The organism is Nonomuraea indica (assembly GCF_002850745.1).
Classification (GTDB): domain Bacteria; phylum Actinomycetota; class Actinomycetes; order Streptosporangiales; family Streptosporangiaceae; genus Nonomuraea; species Nonomuraea indica.
Genome location: NZ_KZ559468.1, coordinates 797,101 through 815,274, shown reverse-complemented (window position 1 = coordinate 815,274; position 18,174 = coordinate 797,101). Strand labels below are relative to the sequence as shown.

The 18,174-nt window shown below is 73.5% G+C and carries 16 protein-coding genes; 3 read left to right on the top strand and 13 right to left on the bottom strand.

The features are described 5' to 3' along the window. Positions 1-379: 379 nt before the first annotated feature. Positions 380-973 (bottom strand): HAD-IA family hydrolase, encoded by a 594-nt coding sequence (locus CXR44_RS11485; protein ID WP_101785272.1) that lies wholly within the window; start codon positions 971-973, stop codon positions 380-382. Between the two features lie 330 nt (positions 974-1,303). Further along, positions 1,304-2,569 carry a tyrosine--tRNA ligase gene (gene tyrS / locus CXR44_RS11480; RefSeq protein WP_101785270.1) on the bottom strand — a complete coding sequence of 422 codons (1,266 nt, stop codon included), beginning with the start codon at positions 2,567-2,569 and terminating at the stop codon, positions 1,304-1,306. Between the two features lie 84 nt (positions 2,570-2,653). Between tyrS and CXR44_RS11475 the strand changes: the two genes are divergently transcribed. Continuing rightward, the gene (locus CXR44_RS11475; protein ID WP_101785268.1) at positions 2,654-3,055 is read left to right on the top strand and encodes a PH domain-containing protein; all 402 of its coding nucleotides are present in this window, start codon (positions 2,654-2,656) and stop codon (positions 3,053-3,055) included. Here CXR44_RS11475 and CXR44_RS11470 read toward each other — a convergent pair. From CXR44_RS11470 to argC, 9 genes are all read right to left on the bottom strand, one after another. Continuing rightward, complete coding sequence (locus CXR44_RS11470) at positions 2,995-3,831, bottom strand: DNA-3-methyladenine glycosylase (protein ID WP_101785266.1); 837 nt, start codon at positions 3,829-3,831, stop codon at positions 2,995-2,997. The two genes, CXR44_RS11475 and CXR44_RS11470, sit on opposite strands and share 61 nt — an antisense overlap. Next, positions 3,813-5,210, bottom strand: a complete 1,398-nt coding sequence (gene argH, locus CXR44_RS11465; protein WP_101785264.1) for an argininosuccinate lyase — start codon at positions 5,208-5,210, stop codon at positions 3,813-3,815. Before argH ends, CXR44_RS11470 begins: the two co-directional genes overlap by 19 nt. Before the next feature lie 72 nt (positions 5,211-5,282). Then, positions 5,283-6,482 (bottom strand): argininosuccinate synthase, encoded by a 1,200-nt coding sequence (locus tag CXR44_RS11460; protein WP_101785262.1) that lies wholly within the window; start codon positions 6,480-6,482, stop codon positions 5,283-5,285. A gap of 29 nt (positions 6,483-6,511) precedes the next feature. Then, positions 6,512-7,018, bottom strand: a complete 507-nt coding sequence (locus CXR44_RS11455) for an arginine repressor (protein ID WP_180903310.1) — start codon at positions 7,016-7,018, stop codon at positions 6,512-6,514. Next, the gene (gene argF, locus CXR44_RS11450; protein WP_101785260.1) at positions 7,015-7,932 is read right to left on the bottom strand and encodes an ornithine carbamoyltransferase; all 918 of its coding nucleotides are present in this window, start codon (positions 7,930-7,932) and stop codon (positions 7,015-7,017) included. Before argF ends, CXR44_RS11455 begins: the two co-directional genes overlap by 4 nt. Next, the gene (locus CXR44_RS11445; protein ID WP_101785258.1) at positions 7,929-9,107 is read right to left on the bottom strand and encodes an acetylornithine transaminase; all 1,179 of its coding nucleotides are present in this window, start codon (positions 9,105-9,107) and stop codon (positions 7,929-7,931) included. Before CXR44_RS11445 ends, argF begins: the two co-directional genes overlap by 4 nt. Further along, complete coding sequence (argB, locus tag CXR44_RS11440; protein WP_101785257.1) at positions 9,100-9,978, bottom strand: acetylglutamate kinase; 879 nt, start codon at positions 9,976-9,978, stop codon at positions 9,100-9,102. The genes CXR44_RS11445 and argB overlap by 8 nt, the downstream gene beginning before the upstream one ends. Next, positions 9,975-11,126, bottom strand: coding sequence for a bifunctional glutamate N-acetyltransferase/amino-acid acetyltransferase ArgJ (argJ, locus tag CXR44_RS11435; RefSeq protein WP_101785255.1), 1,152 nt, complete (start codon positions 11,124-11,126; stop codon positions 9,975-9,977). Before argJ ends, argB begins: the two co-directional genes overlap by 4 nt. Then, positions 11,123-12,145, bottom strand: coding sequence for an N-acetyl-gamma-glutamyl-phosphate reductase (argC, locus tag CXR44_RS11430; RefSeq protein WP_101785254.1), 1,023 nt, complete (start codon positions 12,143-12,145; stop codon positions 11,123-11,125). The genes argJ and argC overlap by 4 nt, the downstream gene beginning before the upstream one ends. A 174-nt stretch (positions 12,146-12,319) precedes the next feature. Between argC and CXR44_RS11425 the strand changes: the two genes are divergently transcribed. Both CXR44_RS11425 and CXR44_RS11420 read left to right on the top strand, forming a co-directional pair. Then, a complete protein-coding gene (locus tag CXR44_RS11425; RefSeq protein ID WP_101785252.1) occupies positions 12,320-13,981 on the top strand; it encodes a class I adenylate-forming enzyme family protein in 1,662 nt (553 codons plus the stop codon). A 127-nt stretch (positions 13,982-14,108) separates the two neighbouring features. Next, positions 14,109-15,557 carry an MFS transporter gene (locus tag CXR44_RS11420; RefSeq protein ID WP_219601738.1) on the top strand — a complete coding sequence of 483 codons (1,449 nt, stop codon included), beginning with the start codon at positions 14,109-14,111 and terminating at the stop codon, positions 15,555-15,557. 51 nt (positions 15,558-15,608) lie between these two features. On the opposite strand, the gene CXR44_RS11415 is transcribed toward CXR44_RS11420, so the two are convergent. Together CXR44_RS11415 and CXR44_RS11410 are read right to left on the bottom strand one after the other, a co-directional pair. Further along, entirely contained in the window at positions 15,609-16,637 is a 1,029-nt protein-coding gene (locus CXR44_RS11415) for an ABC transporter ATP-binding protein (RefSeq protein WP_101785248.1), read from the bottom strand. Beyond that, complete coding sequence (locus tag CXR44_RS11410) at positions 16,634-18,172, bottom strand: ABC transporter permease (RefSeq protein WP_101785246.1); 1,539 nt, start codon at positions 18,170-18,172, stop codon at positions 16,634-16,636. Before CXR44_RS11410 ends, CXR44_RS11415 begins: the two co-directional genes overlap by 4 nt. Positions 18,173-18,174 lie beyond the last annotated feature (2 nt).

The following is an 18,174-nucleotide window of genomic DNA, read 5'->3' as shown; positions in this document are numbered from 1 at the left end:
GTTGAGTTCTCAAGAAACGGACGCGTACTCCCCAGAACCTCAAGGAGGCGCACATTTCACGTTCCGATCTTACCAGGCTTGCGTTCTCGTGTCAATCTCGATCTCGCCGAACCTGGCGCCCCGTCTCCGGGGCAACCCTCGTAACTTACCGTGGCATCGTGGCCGTGTCGAATCAACCGATTTTCCGGTGATGATCACACGCCCACGACGACTCGGGACCTGAGCGCCGCGAAGCGCCTCGGCCGAGTGGTGTTCTCAAGGGGCTTGCCCGAGGCCCGTCCGCCTGTCCGGCGTCCGGCTCACTCCCGGGCGAGGTGAAACATTAGGTCTCCTTCCGCGACTCGTCAAATCGCGGGAAGCGGGCCCGCCCCCGTCACGGTCAGCCGCCCGCCACGAGAGCGCGGACCTGGGCCGGCGAGGTGAACAGCTCCGCGGACATCCCCGCCTCGCGCGCCGCCGCCACGTTCGCCGCGTTGTCGTCGATGAACAGCACCCGCGACGGAGCCATGCCCATCCGGGCCGCGCAGATCTCGTAGGCGCGGAGGTCCGGCTTGGCCACCCCGATCCGGCACGAGAACGTCAGCGCCGCGAACCGGCCGAGCCACCGTCCATGCCCGGACTCCCACACGGGCACCAGGTCCTCGACGATGTTGGACAGCAGCCCCAGCGTGCGCCCCTTGTCGGCCAGCTCGCACACCAGCTCGGCCATCTCCTCGTCCACCAGGCTCCAGCTGTCCACGTCGGCCCGGACGAGCGCCGGCACGTCGGTGAAGCGGACGCCGAGCCGGGCGGCGACGGCGGCCCAGTAGCCGGCCGCGTCCTGGCCGGCGTCATAGGCGGGACGGCAGGCCCAGTACGCCTCCCAGAACTCCTCGCCCGGCACCCCGGCGAGTTCCACGAGGCGCCGCCGCGCCTCCTCCGGCTGCGTACGAGCAATAACCCCGTACAGGTCGAAAACGATCGCATCGGGCATGGACCGAGCCTATGCGCGTGGCCGGTCAGGGTGGCTCGTGCCGCCACCCTCGCCTCTTGGGTCAGCGGTCCGGCGTCGCGGTGGCGACGTCCCCGGCGGGCGCCGCCCGTCGGGTGCCCTGCCGCCCTCACCGGGCCGGGCGGCAGCCGGCATCCGGCAGCCGAGGAAGCCGTGCAGACGCGGTGTCAGGGAGCGGGTGGTGCCGCCGCCGTCGGTGCGACGCCCGGCGATCATCCGTCCCGCGCCCCACCGGGGGCACCGCCTCAACCGCCCGCCGTGACGCCGCAGCATGGGCGGGCCGTACGGACCCCGCCCACGCCACCGAGCGCGTCAGCCGACCTCGACGCCGCCGATCGACTTCTTGCCGCGCCGGAGCACCATGAACCGGCCGTGCAGCAGGTCATCGGCCGTGGGCACGTAGGCCTCGTCGGAGATCTTGACGTTGTTGAGGTAGGCGCCGCCCTCCTTGACCGCGCGGCGGGCCGCCGACTTCGACTCCACCAGCCCGCTGTCGGCCAGCAGATCGACGTACGGGACACCCAGCGCCGGCACCGCCGCCTTGGGCACCTCGGCGAGGGCGGCCTCCAGCGTCGCGGCGGGCAGCTCCTCCAGCGAGCCCTGCCCGAACAACGCCTTGGACGCGGCCACCACCGCCGCGAGCTCGCCCGCACCGTGGACCAGGGTGGTCATGTCCTCGGCCAGCGCGCGCTGCGCCTCCCGGGCGAACGGCCGGTCGGCGACGGCCTTCTCCAGGGCCTCGATCTCCTCGCGGGAGCGGAAGGTGAAGACCTTGAGGAAGCGCACCACGTCGCGGTCGTCGGCGTTCAGCCAGTACTGGTAGAACGCGTACGGCGAGGTCAGCGAGCCGTCGAGCCAGACCGCGCCGCCGGCCGTCTTGCCGAACTTGGTGCCGTCGGCCTTCGTGATCAGCTTGCCGGTGAGGGCGTGCACGTGGGCGCCCTCGACGCGGCGGATCAGGTCGACGCCCGCGGTGATGTTGCCCCACTGGTCGCTGCCGCCGAGCTGCAGCGTGCACCCATGGCGCCGGTAGAGCTCGAGGTAGTCGTTGGCCTGCAGGATCTGGTAGCTGAACTCGGTGTAGCTCAGCCCGTCGCCGCCCAGGCGGGCCGCGACCGACTCGCGGGCCAGCATCCGGTTGACCGGGAAGTGCTTGCCGACGTCACGCAGGAAGTCGATGGCCGACATCTGGGCGGTCCAGTCGAGGTTGCTGACCAGCGTCGCGGAGGTGGGGCCCGGCTCGAAGGACAGGAACTTCTCCACCTGCACCCGGATCCTGGCCACCCATTCGGCGACGACGTCGGAGGTGTTGAGCACCCGCTCGGTGCTGCGGCCGCTGGGGTCGCCGATGAGCCCGGTGGCGCCGCCGACGAGCCCGATCGGCCGGTGGCCGGCGCGCTGGAAGCGGGTCAGGATCAGCAGCGTGGCCAGGTTTCCGACGTGCAGCGACGGCGCCGTCGGGTCGAAGCCCGCATAGACCGTGATCGGGCCCTCCGACAGCGCCTTGCGCAGGACGTCGATGTCGGTGGTCTGCGCGAGGACGTCGCGCCATTCGAGCTCATCGAGAATGTCGGTCACGGTGCCGGCTTTCCAGTAGGTGTCGGATGTTCACAGCGTGCCCGATCGCGCAGCATGACCGCCACTTGGATAGTCTCGATCCCCATGTGGAGGGTCGGTCGCGAGCTGGCCGTTTTCAAGATTTTAGGGGCTCTGGCCTGTGCCGGGCTCGCCGTCTTCTGGTATGTCGGCGGCGACGTGCGCGGCGTGATCCTGGCAGTGCCCGCCGCGGTGCTGGTGGGCGCGATGGGGCTGCGCGACGTGCTCGTCCCGGTGCGGCTCGCGGCCGACGAGGACGGCATCACCGTGGTGCACGGTTACGCCGGCCGGCGGCACGTCCCCTGGGAGCGGATCGAGGACGTCAAGGTGGACGTCCGCAGGCGATGGGGGCTGCGCAGCGAGATGCTGGAGATCGACACGGGCGACCACCTGCACATCTTCAGCGCTCACGACCTGGGCGCCTCGCCCACGGAGGTGGCCGCCGCGCTGCGCCGGCGCGGCGCGTGAGGCCGGTACGGCGAGACGGTCGGGTCACCGTCGATCCAGAACCGCCACGGGGTCTCCTTGGCCGAGGAGATGCCGGTGCGCGGGCCCGATCTGATCAGGTGGGGTTCGGGCGGGCTGCCCGCCAGCACGGCGGCGCCTGCTGACCAGGCGCCCCCTGCCGCGTGGAGGGTCTCGGCCGTGAAGGCAGGCGGCCCTTCTGCGGCGACGGCGTCGATGCCGTTGTGCTCGCGGGCCAGGCCGAGCGCCGTCGCCAGCCGGGCGGGGCCGCGAGCGAGGTCACGGTCGGCCACGCGCCGGGCCGCCCGTGCCGGCGAGCCGCCGGACTCGGCGCCGCCACCCCGTCCGCCGCCCGCCTCGGAATCCGATCCGATGCCCGGCCCGGCGGCGGCCGGGGCCGCGCCGCCGGAGCGGCGCAGGCGGGCGAGGTCGTGGCCGGCGACGATCTCGCCGGCGCGCAGCAGCACCGCGGACCCGTGATCCTCTGGCAGGCACACCAGGTTGGCGCAGAAGTGCATGCCGTAGGTGAAGTACACGTACAGGTGCCCCGGCGGCCCGAACATCACCGCGTTGCGCGGTGTCCTGCCGCGGTAGGTGTGGGCGGCCGGGTCCTCGCCCGGCCCGCCGTACGCCTCGACCTCCGTGAGCCGCACCGCGACGGCGCCGTCCGCGCCGGCGTGCACGAGGACGCGCCCGAGCAGGTCGGGCGCCACCTCGTGGGACGGCCGGTCGAAGAACGAACGCGGCAGCGGCGCGGTGGTCAGGAGCCCGCCGCCCATGCGGCCTGGGCGTCGACGGTCTCGCGCAGCGCGGCGAGCTGGTCGCGCACCCGGTCGGGGGCGGTGCCGCCGTGCGCCTTGCGCGCGGCGAGCGCGCCTGCCACGTTGAGCACGTCGCGGACGTCGGGCGTCAGGTGCTCCGACACCTTGCCGAGCTCCTCGTCGGTCAGCTCGCCGAGGTCACGGTCGTTGACCTGGCACCACACCACCAGGTGACCGACGGCCTCGTGCGCCTCGCGGAACGGCACGCCCCGCCGGACCAGCAGCTCCGCCAGGTCGGTGGCCAGCGCGAACCCGTCGGGGGCCGACGCCTCCATGCGGGCGGTGTTGACCCGCATGGTCGCGACCAGCCCGGCCATCGCGGGCAGGACGAGCAGCAGCGTGTCGACGGCGTCGAACACCGGCTCCTTGTCCTCCTGCAGGTCGCGGTTGTAGGTGAGCGGCAGGCCCTTCAGCGTCGTCAGCAGCGCCATGAGGTTGCCGATGAGCCGGCCGGACTTGCCGCGGGCCAGTTCGGCCACGTCCGGGTTCTTCTTCTGCGGCATGATGGACGAGCCGGTGGAGTAGGCGTCGTCCATCTCGATCCAGCGGAACTCCTGCGAGGCCCACAGCACGATCTCCTCGCCGAGCCGCGACAGGTGCACGCCGATCATCGCCGCGTCGAACAGGAACTCCGCGGCGAAGTCGCGGTCGGCGACGGCGTCCATCGAGTTGGGGGCCGCGCTGTCGAAGCCCAGCTCCGCGGCCACGGCCTGCGGGTCGAGCGGCAGCGACGAGCCGGCCAGCGCGCCGGAGCCGAGCGGGGAGACGGCGGCGCGCCTGTCCCAGTCGGTGAGCCGGTCGATGTCGCGGGCGAAGGCGTGCACGTGCGCGAGGAGCTGGTGCCCGAAGGACACCGGCTGCGCGTGCTGCAGATGGGTCATGCCGGGCGCGGCCGTGTCGGCGTGCTGCTCGGCCTGCTCCATCAGCGCCGTCTCCAGCTCGACCAGCCGGGACACGATCGTGCGCGCGTGGTCGCGCAGGTACAGGCGCAGGTCGGTGGCGATCTGGTCGTTGCGGCTGCGACCGGCGCGCAGCTTGCCGCCGAGCGAGCCGAGCCGCTCCAGCAGGCCGCGCTCCAGCGCCGTGTGCACGTCCTCGTCGGCGACCGTCGGCCGGAACTCGCCCGCCTTGCAGGCCCGCTCCAGGTCGTCGAGCGCGCCGATCATGCGCTCCAGCTCGTCGGCCGTCAGCAGCCCGGCCCGGTGCAGCACGCGGGCGTGCGCCCGTGACGCCGCCAGGTCGTACGGCACCAGCCGCCAGTCGAAGTGCACGCTCACCGACAGCCGCGTCAGCGCGTCGGACGGGCCTCCCTCGAAACGTCCGCCCCACAACCGCATCGGCTTGCCCTCACTCACCGTTCATCTCCTCCTCGTCAAGATCTCGACATCGCCGCGCGACCCTGGTGCACCTCACCCGTGCCTCGCGTCCCGGGCAGCAGCGATCTTGGCAGGAAGGCTGAAGAGCTGGACGAAGCCCCTGGCCAGGGACTGGTCGAAGGTGTCGCCGGTGTCATAGGTGGCCAGCGAGAAATCGTACAGGGACTCCTCGGAGCGCCGCCCGGTGACCACGGCGCGACCGCCGTGCAGCGTCATCCGGACGTCGCCGGAGACGTGCCGCTGGGCGTGGTCGACGAAGGCGTCGAGCGCGTCCTTCAGCGGCGAGAACCACAGGCCGTCGTAGACCAGCTCGCTCCAGCGCTGGTCCACGCCGCGCTTGAAGCGGGCGAGGTCGCGCTCGACGGTGACGTTCTCCAGCTCCATGTGCGCGGTGATCAGCGTGATCGCGCCGGGCGCCTCGTACACCTCGCGCGACTTGATGCCGACCAGCCGGTCCTCCACCAGGTCGATCCGGCCGACGCCCTGCGCGCCGGCGCGCAGGTTGAGCTCGTCGATCACCTGGTACGGCGTCAGCGACTGGCCGTCGATCGCGACCGGGACGCCGTGTTCGAAGGTGATGACGACCTCGTCGGGGTCGCGCGGCGTGGCCGGGTCGGCGGTGTAGGCGTAGACGTCCTCGGTGGGGCCGTTCCAGATGTCCTCCAGGAACCCGGTCTCGACGGCGCGGCCCCACAGGTTCTGGTCGATGGAGAACGGGTTCTTCCGGCTGGTCTCGATGGGCAGGCCGGTGCGCTCGGCGAAGTCGATCGCCTTGTCGCGCGTCCAGGCGAAGTCGCGGGCCGGCGCGACGACGCGCAGGTCGGGCGCGAGCGCTGCCAGGCCGGCCTCGAAGCGGACCTGGTCGTTGCCCTTGCCGGTGCAGCCGTGGGAGACGACCGTGCCGCCGAACCGCTTGGCCGCGGAGACCAGGTGCCTGGCGATGAGCGGTCGCGACAGCGACGACAGCAGCGGGTAGCGGTCCATGTAGAGGGCGTTGGCGCGCAGCGCGGGCACGCAGAAGTCGGCGGCGAACTCCTCCTTGGCGTCCACGACGACCGACTCGACCGCGCCGCAGTCCAGGGCGCGGGTCCGGATGGCCTCCATGTCCTCGCCGCCCTGCCCGAGGTCCACCGCGACGGCGATGACCTCGGCGTCCATCTGTTCGGCCAGGAACGGGATGGCGACGGAGGTGTCGAGGCCCCCGGAGAACGCGAGGACCACTCTCTCGGGCATCGTGCTGGACCTTTCGTTGCAGGCTCGTGTCAGCTGCGCCGGTCGGCGGCCTTCAGCAGGGCCTCGGCGAGCGCCTGGCCGCCCTGCGGGTCGCGGCTGATCACGAGGATGGTGTCGTCCCCGGCGACGGTGCCCAGGATGGACTCCCAGTCGGCGTGGTCGATGGCGGAGGCGAGGAACTGGGCGGCGCCCGGCGGGGTGCGGACGATGACCAGGTTGGCCGAGGCCTCGGCGGAGACGAGGAGCTCCTCGGCGATGCGGTGCAGCCGCGCCGCGGGCGTCTCGCCGGTGCCGAGGCGGGCCAGCGGGATGCGCCCGCCGCCCTCGCCGGGCAGCGCGTAGACGAGGGACCCGTCCTCGGCGCGCAGCTTGAGCGCGCCCAGTTCGTCGAGGTCACGCGACAGGGTCGCCTGGGTGACCTCGACGCCGCTCTCGGCGAGCAGCTTGGCCAGCTCGGGCTGGGAGCGTACGGGCTGGCGCTGCAGCAGGTCGGTGATCTTCGCCTGGCGCGCGGCCTTGGTCATCGGGATGGTCATGCCGTGCCCACCAGCCAGTGCAGGAGCGCCTTCTGGGCGTGCAGCCGGTTCTCCGCCTGGTCCCACACGGCGCTGGCGGGCCCGTCGAGGACGTCGGCGGTGATCTCGTAGCCGCGGTAGGCGGGCAGGCAGTGCAGCACGATCGCGTCGTCGGCGGCCAGGCCGAGCAGCTCGGCGTTCACCTGGTAGGGCATGAGCGCGGCGACGCGCTCTTCCTTGCCGTCCTGGCCCATCGACACCCAGGTGTCGGTGGCGACGACGTGCGCGCCGGCGACGGCCGTCGCCGGGTCGGACACCGCGACGACGGAGCCGCCGGTCTCCGCGGCGATGGCGGCCGCCCGGTCGAGGACGACGGGGTCGGGCTGGTAGCCGGCGGGCGCGCCGATGCGCACGTTCATGCCGGCGGTGGCGCAGCCGAGCAGGTAGGAGTGGGCCATGTTGTTGGCGCCGTCGCCGAGGTAGGCCAGCGTCAGCCCGGCCGTGCCGCCGAGGCGTTCGCGCACGGTCTGCAGGTCGGCGAGGATCTGGCAGGGGTGAAACTCGTCGGTGAGCGCGTTGACCACAGGCACGTGGGAGGCCGAGGCCATCGCCTCGATGCGCTCCTGGCCGGAGGTGCGCCAGACGATCGCGGCGACCTGGCGCTCCAGGACGCGGGCGGTGTCCTCGATCGGCTCGCCGCGGCCCATCTGGGAGGAGCCGCCGTCGATGACGAGCGGCAGCCCGCCCAGTTCGCCGACGCCGACGGCGAAGGAGACGCGCGTGCGGGTGGACGGCTTGTCGAACAGCAGGGCGACGGTCCGCGGGCCGGCGAGGGGGCGGTAGCCGAACCTGTCCTTCTTCATCGCCTCTGCCAGGTCGAGGACCTCGGCCTGCTCGGCGGGCGTGAGATCGTCGTCCCTCAGGAAGTGTCTCACCGGCTCGCCTCCGTCAGGATCGCGGGGAACGCGGACACCAGCGCGTCGATCTCCTCGTCGGTCACCACGAGCGGCGGGGCCAGCCGGACGGCGTCCGGCTGCAGGGCGTTGACCAGGAAGCCCGCTTGGGCGGCGGCCTCCTGGACGCGGCCGGAGACCGGCTCGGCCAGCACGGTGGCCAGCCACAGGCCGCGCCCGCGCACGCCCTTCAGCAGCGGGTGGCGCACCGCCTCCAGGCCGGTGCGCAGCCGGTGGGCGACCCGCTTGACGTGGTCGAGGTCGACGTGGTCGAGGACGGCCAGGGCGGCGGCGCAGGAGATCGGGTTGCCGCCGAAGGTGGAGCCGTGGTCGCCCTTGGCGAACAGGGTGCCGGCCTCGCCGAAGCCGACGCAGGCGCCGATCGGCAGGCCGCCGCCGAGGCCCTTGGCCAGGGTGAGGATGTCGGGCAGGCAGCCGTCGGCCTGGTGGGCGAACCAGTGGCCGGTGCGGCCGATGGCCGACTGGATCTCGTCGGCGACGAGCAGCGCGCCGGTGGCGTCGCAGATCTCGCGGGCGGCGGCGAGGTAGCCCTCGGGCGGCGGGACGACGCCGGCCTCGCCCTGGGTGGGCTCCAGGAACACCGCGATGCAGTCGCCGGTGACGGCCTCCTTGAGCGCCCCGGCGTCGCCGTAGGGGACGAAGCGGACGTCCACCGGGAACGGGCCGAACTGGTCGCGGATGGACTGCTTGCCGGTCAGCGACAGGGCGCCGATGGTGCGGCCGTGGAAGCCGTTCTCGGCGGCGACGAAGTAGCTGCGGCCCTCGCGCCTGCCGTACTTGAGCGCGAGCTTGTAGGCGGCCTCGTTGGCCTCGGTGCCGGAGTTGGCGAAGAAGACGCGGCCGGGGGCGCCGAGCAGGCCGAGCAGGCGCTCGGCGAGCAGCACCTCGGGCTCGTGCAGGAACAGGTTGCTGGTGTGGGCGAGCGTGGCGGCCTGCCGGGAGACGGCTTCGACCAGCGCGGGGTGCGCGTGGCCGAGGGAGCTGACCGCGATGCCGCCGATGAAGTCGAGGTAGGCGTTGCCCTCGACGTCCCAGACGCGGGTGCCCTCGCCGCGGGCCAGCGCCACCGGGGGGACGCCGTAGTTGGGCATGAAGGCCCGCTCGAACCTGTCGTACAGGCTCGGGTCGTCACTCATCGGGCATCACCATGGTTCCGATTCCTTCGTCGGTGAAGATCTCCAGCAGCAGCGCGTGGGGGACGCGGCCGTCGAGCACGTGGGCCCGCGGGACGCCGCCGCGCACCGCTGTCAGACATGCCCCCATCTTGGGGACCATACCGCTGGAGAGGGTGGGCATGAGGGCTTCGAGTTCGGTGGCGCCCAGCTCGTCGATCACGTCGGTGTCGTCGGGCCAGTTGGCGTACAGGCCCTCGACGTCGGTGAGGATGACGAGCTTCTGGGCGCGCAGCGCGACGGCCAGCGCGGCGGCCGCGGTGTCGGCATTTACATTGTAGATTTCTCCGTCGGCGCCGCGGGCGACGCTGGAGACGACGGGGATGCGGCCGTCGTCGAGCAGGGCCTCGACGGCGCCGGGCTCCACCTTGACGATCTCGCCGACCTGGCCGATGTCGACGGGCTCGCCGTCGACGAGCGCGTGCTTGCGCTCGGCGGTGAACAGGTGGGCGTCCTCGCCGGACAGGCCGACCGCGAACGGGCCGTGCCGGTTGATCAGGCCGACGACGTCGCGGTTGACCCGGCCGACGAGCACCATCCTGACGACCTGCATGGCCTCGGGCGTGGTGACCCGCAGCCCGGCGGTGAAGGTCGATTCGATGCCGAGCCGGTCGAGGTGCTCGCTGATCTGCGGCCCGCCGCCGTGCACGACGACGGGGCGCAGTCCGGCGTGGCGCAGGAAGACGACGTCCTGGGCGAAGCCCTCCTGCAGGGACTGCTCGGTCATCGCGTTGCCGCCGTACTTGATGACGACGGTCGCGCCGTGGAAGCGGGTCAGCCAGGGCAGTGCCTCGATGAGGGCGCCGGCCTTGGCGTGCGCGCCGTTGGCCCTCATGACGAGTACGCCGAGTTCTCGTGCACGTAGGCGGCGGTCAGGTCGGTGGTGTGGACCGTCGCGGTGTGCGGGCCGGCCCCCAGGTCGATGGTGATCGTCACGTCGCGGGGGCGCATGTCGACCTTGTCGCGGTCGTCGCCGACCGCGCCGCCGCGGCAGACCCAGATGCCGTTGATGGCGACGTTGAGCCGGTCGGGTTCGAAGACGGCGTCGGTGGTGCCTGCGGCGGCCAGCACGCGGCCCCAGTTGGGGTCCTCGCCGTGGATGGCGCACTTGAGCAGGTTGGAGCGGGAGACGGCGCGGCCGACCTTGACCGCGTCGTCCTCGCCGGCGGCGCCGACCACCTCGATCGCGATGGCCTTGGTGGCGCCCTCGGCGTCGACGAGGAGCTGGCGGGCCAGGTCGGCGCAGACCTCGGTGACCTTCTGCTCGAACTCGGCCAGGTCGGGCGTGACGCCGGCGGCGCCGCTGGCGAGCAGCAGCACGGTGTCGTTGGTGGACATGCAGCCGTCGGTGTCGAGGCGGTCGAAGGTCACGGCGGTGGCCCGGCGCAGCACGGTGTCGAGCTGCTCGGCGGTCAGCTCGGCGTCGGTGGTGACGACGCAGAGCATGGTGGCCAGGCCGGGCGCGAGCATGCCGGCGCCCTTGGCCATGCCGCCCACCATGTAGCCGTCGGCGCGCTTGAAGGAGATCTTGGAGACGGTGTCGGTGGTGCGGATGGCGTCGGCGGCGGCCAGTCCGCCGTCGCGCGAGAGCTGCGCGGCGGCCTGCTCGACGCCGGACAGCAGGGCGTCCATGGGCAGCCGCTCGCCGATCAGGCCGGTGGAGCAGACGGCGACCTCGCCGGCGGAGTCGTCGATGACCTCGGCGACCTTCTCGGCGGTGGCGTGGGCGTCCTGGAAGCCCTCGGGCCCGGTGCAGGCGTTGGCGCCGCCCGAGTTGAGCACGACGGCGCGCACGCGCCCGCCGCGCAGGACCTGCTGCGACCACAGGACCGGCGCGGCCTTGACGCGGTTGGCGGTGAAGACGCCGGCCGCGGCGCGGCTCGGACCGTCGTTGACGACGAGGGCCAGGTCGCGGGCGGCGCCGGACTTGATGCCGGCGGCGATGCCCGCGGCCCGGAAGCCGAGGGGGGCGGTCACACTCATGGGGCCACTCCAGTCGTGGGAAGTCCGAGCTCTTCCGGCAGGCCGAGGGCGAGGTTGGCGCTCTGGATGGCGCCTCCGGCCGTGCCCTTGGCGAGGTTGTCGATGGCGATGACGGCGATCAGGCGGCCGGCGCGCTCGTCGAGCGTCACCTGCAGCGCGGCGGTGTTGGCCCCGTAGGTCATCGCGGTGGCGGGCCAGACGCCTTCGGGCAGCAGCCGCACGAACGGCTCGGTGGCCAGGGCGCTCTCGTACGCCTCGCGCACGGCGGCCCTGGTCAGGCCCGGGGCGGCGGGGGCCGTGCAGGTCGCGAGGATGCCGCGGCTCATCGGGGCCAGCGTGGGGGTGAACGACACCCGCACCGGCGTGCCGGCCACGGCCGTGAGCCCCTGCTCCATCTCGGGGGTGTGCCGGTGGACGCCGCCGACGCCGTAGGCGCTGACCGAGCCCATGACCTCGCTGCCGAGGAGGTTGGGCTTGAGCGACCTGCCGGCGCCGCTGGTGCCGCTGGCGGCCACGACGACCACGTCGGGCTCGGCCAGGCCGGCGGCGAACGCGGGGGCGAGCGCGAGCAGGACGGAGGTCGGGTAGCAGCCGGGGACGGCGATCCGGCGGGCGGACTTGAGGGCCTCGCGCTGGCCGGGCAGCTCGGGCAGGCCGTAGGGCCAGGTGCCTGCGTGCTCGCCGCCGTAGAACTCCCGCCAGGCCGCGGGGTCGGCGAGCCGGTGGTCGGCGCCGCAGTCGACGACGAGCGTGTCGTCGCCGAGCGAGGCGGCGACGGCGGCGGAGTGGCCGTGCGGCAGGGCGAGGAAGACGACGTCGTGCCCGGAGAGAACCTCGGCCGTGGTGTCCGCGATGACGCGGCCGGCCAGGGCGGGCAGGTGGGGCTGGTGGGCGCCGAGCGGGCTGCCCGCGCTGGAGGCCGCGGTCAGCGCGCCGATCTCGAGCTCGGGGTGGCCGAGCAGCAGCCTGAGCAGCTCCCCTCCCGCATAGCCGCTGGCTCCGGCGACCGCCGCCCTCATCACTGGACTCCCTGTATGTTCATGCACGCTTCCTCATGACTTTGCTATCAAAAGATGATGCACGGCCCGGGATGGATATGCAAGCCGGGCACGCTCAGGTGTGGTCTGGCGCACATACTTACCGGTCGGTAGTGTGAGGGGCCGGATCAGCCGTCCACCCGCGGGAGTCTGCGCATGACCCTGACGCATGCCGAGGTACAGGCCCGGCTCACCGGGCCCGGTGAGCTCTTCGAGATGGAGGAGATCGGCGACACCGGGATCCGCACCTGGAAGCACGCGCCGGCCCACTTCCGGGCCCTGCTGGAGATGAGCCGTTATCACGGCGAGAAGGTCTTCCTCAGCTACGAGGACGAGCACATCACGTTCGAGGAGCACTTCCGGCGGGCGGCGACACTGGCCCGCCGGCTGGTGGAGGACTACGGCGTCGCCAAGGGCGACCGGGTCGTGGTGGCGATGCGCAACTACCCGGAGTGGGTGGTCGCCTTCTCGGCCGCCCTCGCGGCGGGCGCCGTGGCCGTGCCGCTGAACGCCTGGTGGACCGAGCCGGAGCTGGCGTACGGCGTCGCCGACTCGGGCGCCAAGGTGCTGATCGCGGACGGCGAGCGCGCCGCGAGGCTGGCCTCCACCGGCGTCCCCCTCATCGTGACCCGGGGCGAGCCGCCCGCGGGCGCGCGCTCGCTCGGCGAGGTGCTGGGCGAGTTGCGCGCCGACGTCGCCCTGCCGGAGGTCGAGCTGCGGCCCGAGGACCCTGCCACGATCTTCTACACCTCCGGGACGACCGGCCGCCCCAAGGGCGCGCTGGGCAGCCACCGCAACGTGGGCCAGTCGCCCATGACGGTGGCCTACGGGCTGCTGCGGGCGGTGGCGCTGGCGGGCCGGGACGTCGCCGAGGCGGCCGGCGTGCGGCGGGTGACGCTGCTGGCCGTGCCGTTGTTCCACGTCACGGGCTGCTTCTCCGCACTCACCACGACGATGTTCACCGGCGGCGGGCTGGTGCTCATGTACAAGTGGGACGCCGAGCAGGCGCTGAAGCTGATCGAGCGCGAGAAGGTCACCACGATGATCGGCGTGCCGACCAACGCCTGGCAGCTCATGTCGCACCCCGACTTCGGCAGGTACGACCTGTCGTCGCTGACCACGCTGGGCTACGGCGGCGCGCCGGCCCCGCCGAAGCTGCTGGAGCGGGTCAACGAGAACCTGCCGAACCGGGCGCCGTCCAACGGCTACGGCATGACGGAGACGACCGCGCTGGCCATCGGCAACGGCGGCCCCGACTACAACGCCAGACCGGACAGCATCGGGCTGCCCTCGGCCGTGGTGGACGTGCGGGTGGTGGACCCGGCCGGCAAGGAGCTGCCCGCGGGCGAGGTCGGCGAGCTGTGCGTACGCGGGCCGAACGTCATCCTCGGCTACTGGAACCGGCCGGAGGAGACGGCGCAGACGTTCGTGGACGGCTGGCTGCACACCGGCGACCTGGCGCGGATCGACGAGGACGGGTTCGTCTACATCGTCGACCGGGCCAAGGACATGGTGATCAGGGGCGGCGAGAACGTCTACTGCGCGGAGGTCGAGGCCGCGCTGTTCGAGCATCCGGCGGTGGACGACGCCGCGGTGATCGGCGTGCCGCACGACGAGCTCGGTGAGGAGGTGGGCGCGGTCGTCCGCCTGGCGCCGGGGTCGTCGCTGACGGCGGGTGAGCTGCGGGAGTTCCTGACCGGGCGGATCGCCCCCTTCAAGATCCCCGCGCACGTGTGGTTCCGGGAGGGCGAGCTGCCGCGCAACCCGGGCGGCAAGATCCTCAAGACGCGGCTGCGGCAGGAGATCCTCGGCAGCTGACCGTCCGGACAGCAGAGGCCGCCGGGTCCCGGCGGCCTCTTCTTTCGCCCCTGCTATGGAATGTATCGTTCCGTTCCGATATGCTGTTCTTGAACAGAGCGATCCGTTCCGTATCTTGGAGGGACCCGTGACCGCAGTACTCGAGGCACCCGCCCCCGTCGCCGCGCCCGTCCGGCGCCGCCGGCTGGGCCTGGCCGCCGTGCTCGCCGCGACGCTGATGAACCTGCTCGACTCCACCGTCGTGAGCGTCGGCGGCCCCGCCATCCAGGCCGACCTCGGCGGCGGCTACGCGAGCCTGCAGTGGATCGCGGCCGGCTACACCCTCGCCCTGGCCGTCGGCCTGCTGGTGGGCGGGCGGCTCGGCGACATGTACGGGCGGCGCCGGATGCTGCTCCTGGGCACCACCGCCTTCGTCGCCGCCTCGCTGGCCTGCGCCGTGGCGCCGGAGCCGCAGGCGCTCATCGCGGCCAGGGTGCTGCAGGGGCTGGCCGGGGCGGTGATGATCCCGCAGGGGTTCGGGCTCGTCCGCGACCTGTTCCCGCCGGCCGAGGTGGGCAGGGCGTTCGGCGCGTTTGGCCCGGTCATCGGGCTGGCCACGATCCTCGGGCCGGTGGTGGCGGGGCTGCTGGTCGAGGCCGACCTGTTCGGCACCGGCTGGCGGATGATCTTCCTGATCAACCTGCCGCTGGGGGCGTTCGCGCTGGCGGCGGGCGCCAGGGTGCTGCCCGCCGCGCCCGTCACGGCTCCCTCCTCGCGGCTGGACCTGGGCGGCGGCCTGCTGGCCGGCGTCGCGATCCTGCTGCTGGTCCACCCGCTGGTGCAGGGCCGCGAGCTGGGCTGGCCCGCCTGGTCCCTGGTGATGGCCGTCGCGTCGCTGCCGGTGTTCGCCGGCTTCGCCGTGCACCAGGTGCGGCGTACGCGGCGCGGCGCGGCCACGCTGGTCGAGCCGAGCGTGTTCGGCAAGCGGTCCTACACCTCGGGGACCGTGCTGGTGGTCGTGTTCTTCGCCGCGGTCTGCGGGTTCTCGCTGGCGATCGGGATGTTCCTCCAGCTCGGGCTGGGGTACGGGGCGCTGCGTGCGAGCCTGACGATGACGGCCTTCGCGGTGGGCGCGTTCCTCGGCACCGGCTTCTCGGCGGCCAGGACGGCTTCGCTCGGGCGGACCGTGCTGCACCTCGGCCTGGGGCTGCTGGCGGCCGGCGTGCTGGCCTTCCATCTCGTCCTCGGCTGGGCGGGCGGCGCGGTCGGCCCGTGGGACCTGGCGCTCCCGCTGCTGCTGGGCGGGGCCGGCATGGGCATGATCTTCGTGCCGCTGTTCGGCATCATCATGGGCGACGTGGAGGACCACGAGGTCGGCTCGGCGGCCGGCGTGTTGGAGAGCGTCCAGCAGCTCGGCGCCTCGCTGGGGGTCGCCGTCCTCGGCACGGTGTTCTTCGGCCGGCTCGGCTCCCCCGTCCCGGGCGCGGCCGTGGCGCGGGCGGTGGACGCCGCCCAGGTCGTCTCGCTGGTCACGCTGGGGCTGGTCGCCGCGGCGTTCGCGCTCGCCTTCCTGCTCCCGCGCGAGGGCCGCCACTGACCCCTTCCTTCGTGTCCCCCGCGGGCCGGGCCCGCGGGGGACACGGCCGTCTCACCGGGGATGCAGCGTCGCCTCCCCCGTGACCGACACGGCGGCCTCCTCCCCCGGCCGGACCCCGGCAGGCCCCGGCACCCGGACCGCCACCGGCTCGTCCAGGCCGTCCACGGCCACGTGGACCATCGCGTCGTGCCCGTAGAACCGGACGTCCACCACGGTGCCCCGCGTGCCCGCCGGACCCAGCACCAGTTGCTCGGGCCGCAGCACGACGACGCCGCCGGAGCCTCGGCGGTCGCCGGCCAGGGGGATGCGGCCCAGCGGCGTGGCGGCCGTGCCGTCCTCGACCGTGGCGGGCAGGAACACCGCGTCGCCGACGAACCCCGCCACCCACAGGTCGACCGGCCGCCGGTAGACCTCCTCGGGCGTGCCGCACTGGGCCACCCGGCCGTCCCTGAGCACGGCCACCAGGTCGGCTGTGGACAGCGCCTCCTGCTGGTCGTGCGTGACCAGCAGGCCGGTGGCGCCCGTGGCCCGCAGGGCGGCGCGCACGTCGGCCCGCACGCCCGCCCGCAGGGCGCTGTCGAGCGCGTTGAACGGCTCGTCGAGCAGGACCAGGTCGGGGGCGGGCGCCAGCGCCCGGGCGACGGCGACGCGCTGCTGCTGGCCGCCGGACAGCTCGTGCGGCATCCGCCCGCCGTACCCGGGCAGCCCGACCAGCTCCAGCATCTCGCCGGTACGGCGGCGCCGCTCCGCGCGGCCCGTACCGGTCAGGCCGAACGCCACGTTGGCCGCGACGCTCAGGTGCGGGAACAGCGCGCCCTCCTGCGGGACGATCCCGACCCGGCGCCGCTCCGGCGGCAGGTGCACGCCCGGCCCGCACACGACCCGGCCGCCGAGCTCCACGGTGCCGGCGTCGGCGCGGAGGAACCCCGCCACCACGCGCAGCAGTGTGGTCTTGCCGCAGCCCGACGGGCCGAGCACGGCGGCCAGCAGGCCCGCCGGGACGGTGAGGTCCAGCCCGTCGAGCACCCGTGCCGGCGGGTCGTAGCATTTGACCAGCCCGCCGATCCTCAGGTCGGTCATGCGCGCCGCCTTCCGAGCAGGTACGAGGGGACGGCCGCGATGAGGATCAGCACGGCCGCGTACGGGGCCGCCGCGGCGTAGGAGGCGGTGGTCGTCTCGGCCCACAGCCGGGTGGCGAGGGTGTCCATGCCGGTGGGGCGCAGCAGCAGCGTGGCGGGCAGCTCCTTCATGCACACCACGAACGTCAGGGCCGCCCCCGCCGCGATGCCGGGGGCGGCGAGCGGCACGGTGACCCGGCGCAGCACCCTGAGCGGGGAGTCGCCGAGCGAGCGGGCCACGTCCTCCAGGACCGGCGGCGACTGGAGCACGGCGGCGCGGGTGGCGGCCACGGCCACCGGCAGGAACAGCACCGCGTAGCAGAGCACCAGCAGCGGCGGCTCCTGGTAGATCGGGTAGGCGTAGCGCACCGCGAGGAACACCATGGCCAGCGCCACGGTGATGCCGGGCACCGCGTGCCCGGCGTAGGCGGCCTGCTCCAGCAGGTGCGCGACACGGCCGCGGTGGCGTGCGGCGAGGATGCCGACGGGCAGCGCGAGGGCGGTGGTCAGCGCGGCGCCGGCGGCGGCCACCGCGAGGGTGGCGCCGGCCGTCTCCAGCAGCCGGCCGGGCTCCCAGGCGCCCGACCTGCCGGCGGTCAGCCAGTAGCCGAGCGTGCCGAGCGGGAAGACGACGCCCGCCGCGGCCACCGCCGAGCACCAGCCGAGCGCCGCCCACCGCAGCCGGCCGAGCCGCGCGGACGACGCGCGGCGCGCGCTGCCCCCGCCGGTGCGGGCGTGGCCGGCCCGGCCTCGGGTCCGCGCCTCGGCCCACACGAGCAGCACGGTCATCACCACCAGCACGCAGCCGAGCGCGGCGGCCGGGGTCCGGTCGAAGCTCGCCCGGTAGGCGGTGAAGATCGCCCGGGTGAACGTCTCGTACCGCATGATCGAGACGGCGCCGAAGTCGGACAGCACGTAGAGCGCGACGAGCAGCCCGCCTCCCGCCGCGGCCGGGCGCAGCTGCGGCAGCGTGACCCGCCGGAACGTGCGCAGCGGGCCGTGCCCGAGCGACCGGGCCGCCTCCTCCTGCGCCGGGTCGAGGCCGCGCAGGGCCGCCGCCACCGGCAGGTAGACGTACGGGTAGCTGACCAGGGTCAGGGCCAGCGCGGCTCCGGCGAACCCGGCCAGGCCCGGCTCGGTGGAGATCCACGCGAACGCGGCGACGTAGCTGGGCACGGCGAGCGGCAGCGTGGCGAGCACGGACCAGGTGCGGGCACCGGGCAGGGCGGTGCGCACGGTCAGCCAGGCGAGCGACACCCCGATCACCAGGCAGGCGGCGACGACCACGACGGCCAGGCCCAGGCTGCGGACGAGCAGTTCGAGGGTGCGGCCGGTGACGGCGATCCGCCAGGCGTGAGCGGGGCCGTGTTCGAGCGCCCGCAGGCCGAGGTAGACCAGCGGCAGCAGGGCGAGCGCCGCCGCGGCGCAGGCCCAGCCGACCAGCAGCGGTGACGGCCGCCGGCCGGCGCCGGGAGAGGAGGACCTGTTGGCGGGCACCC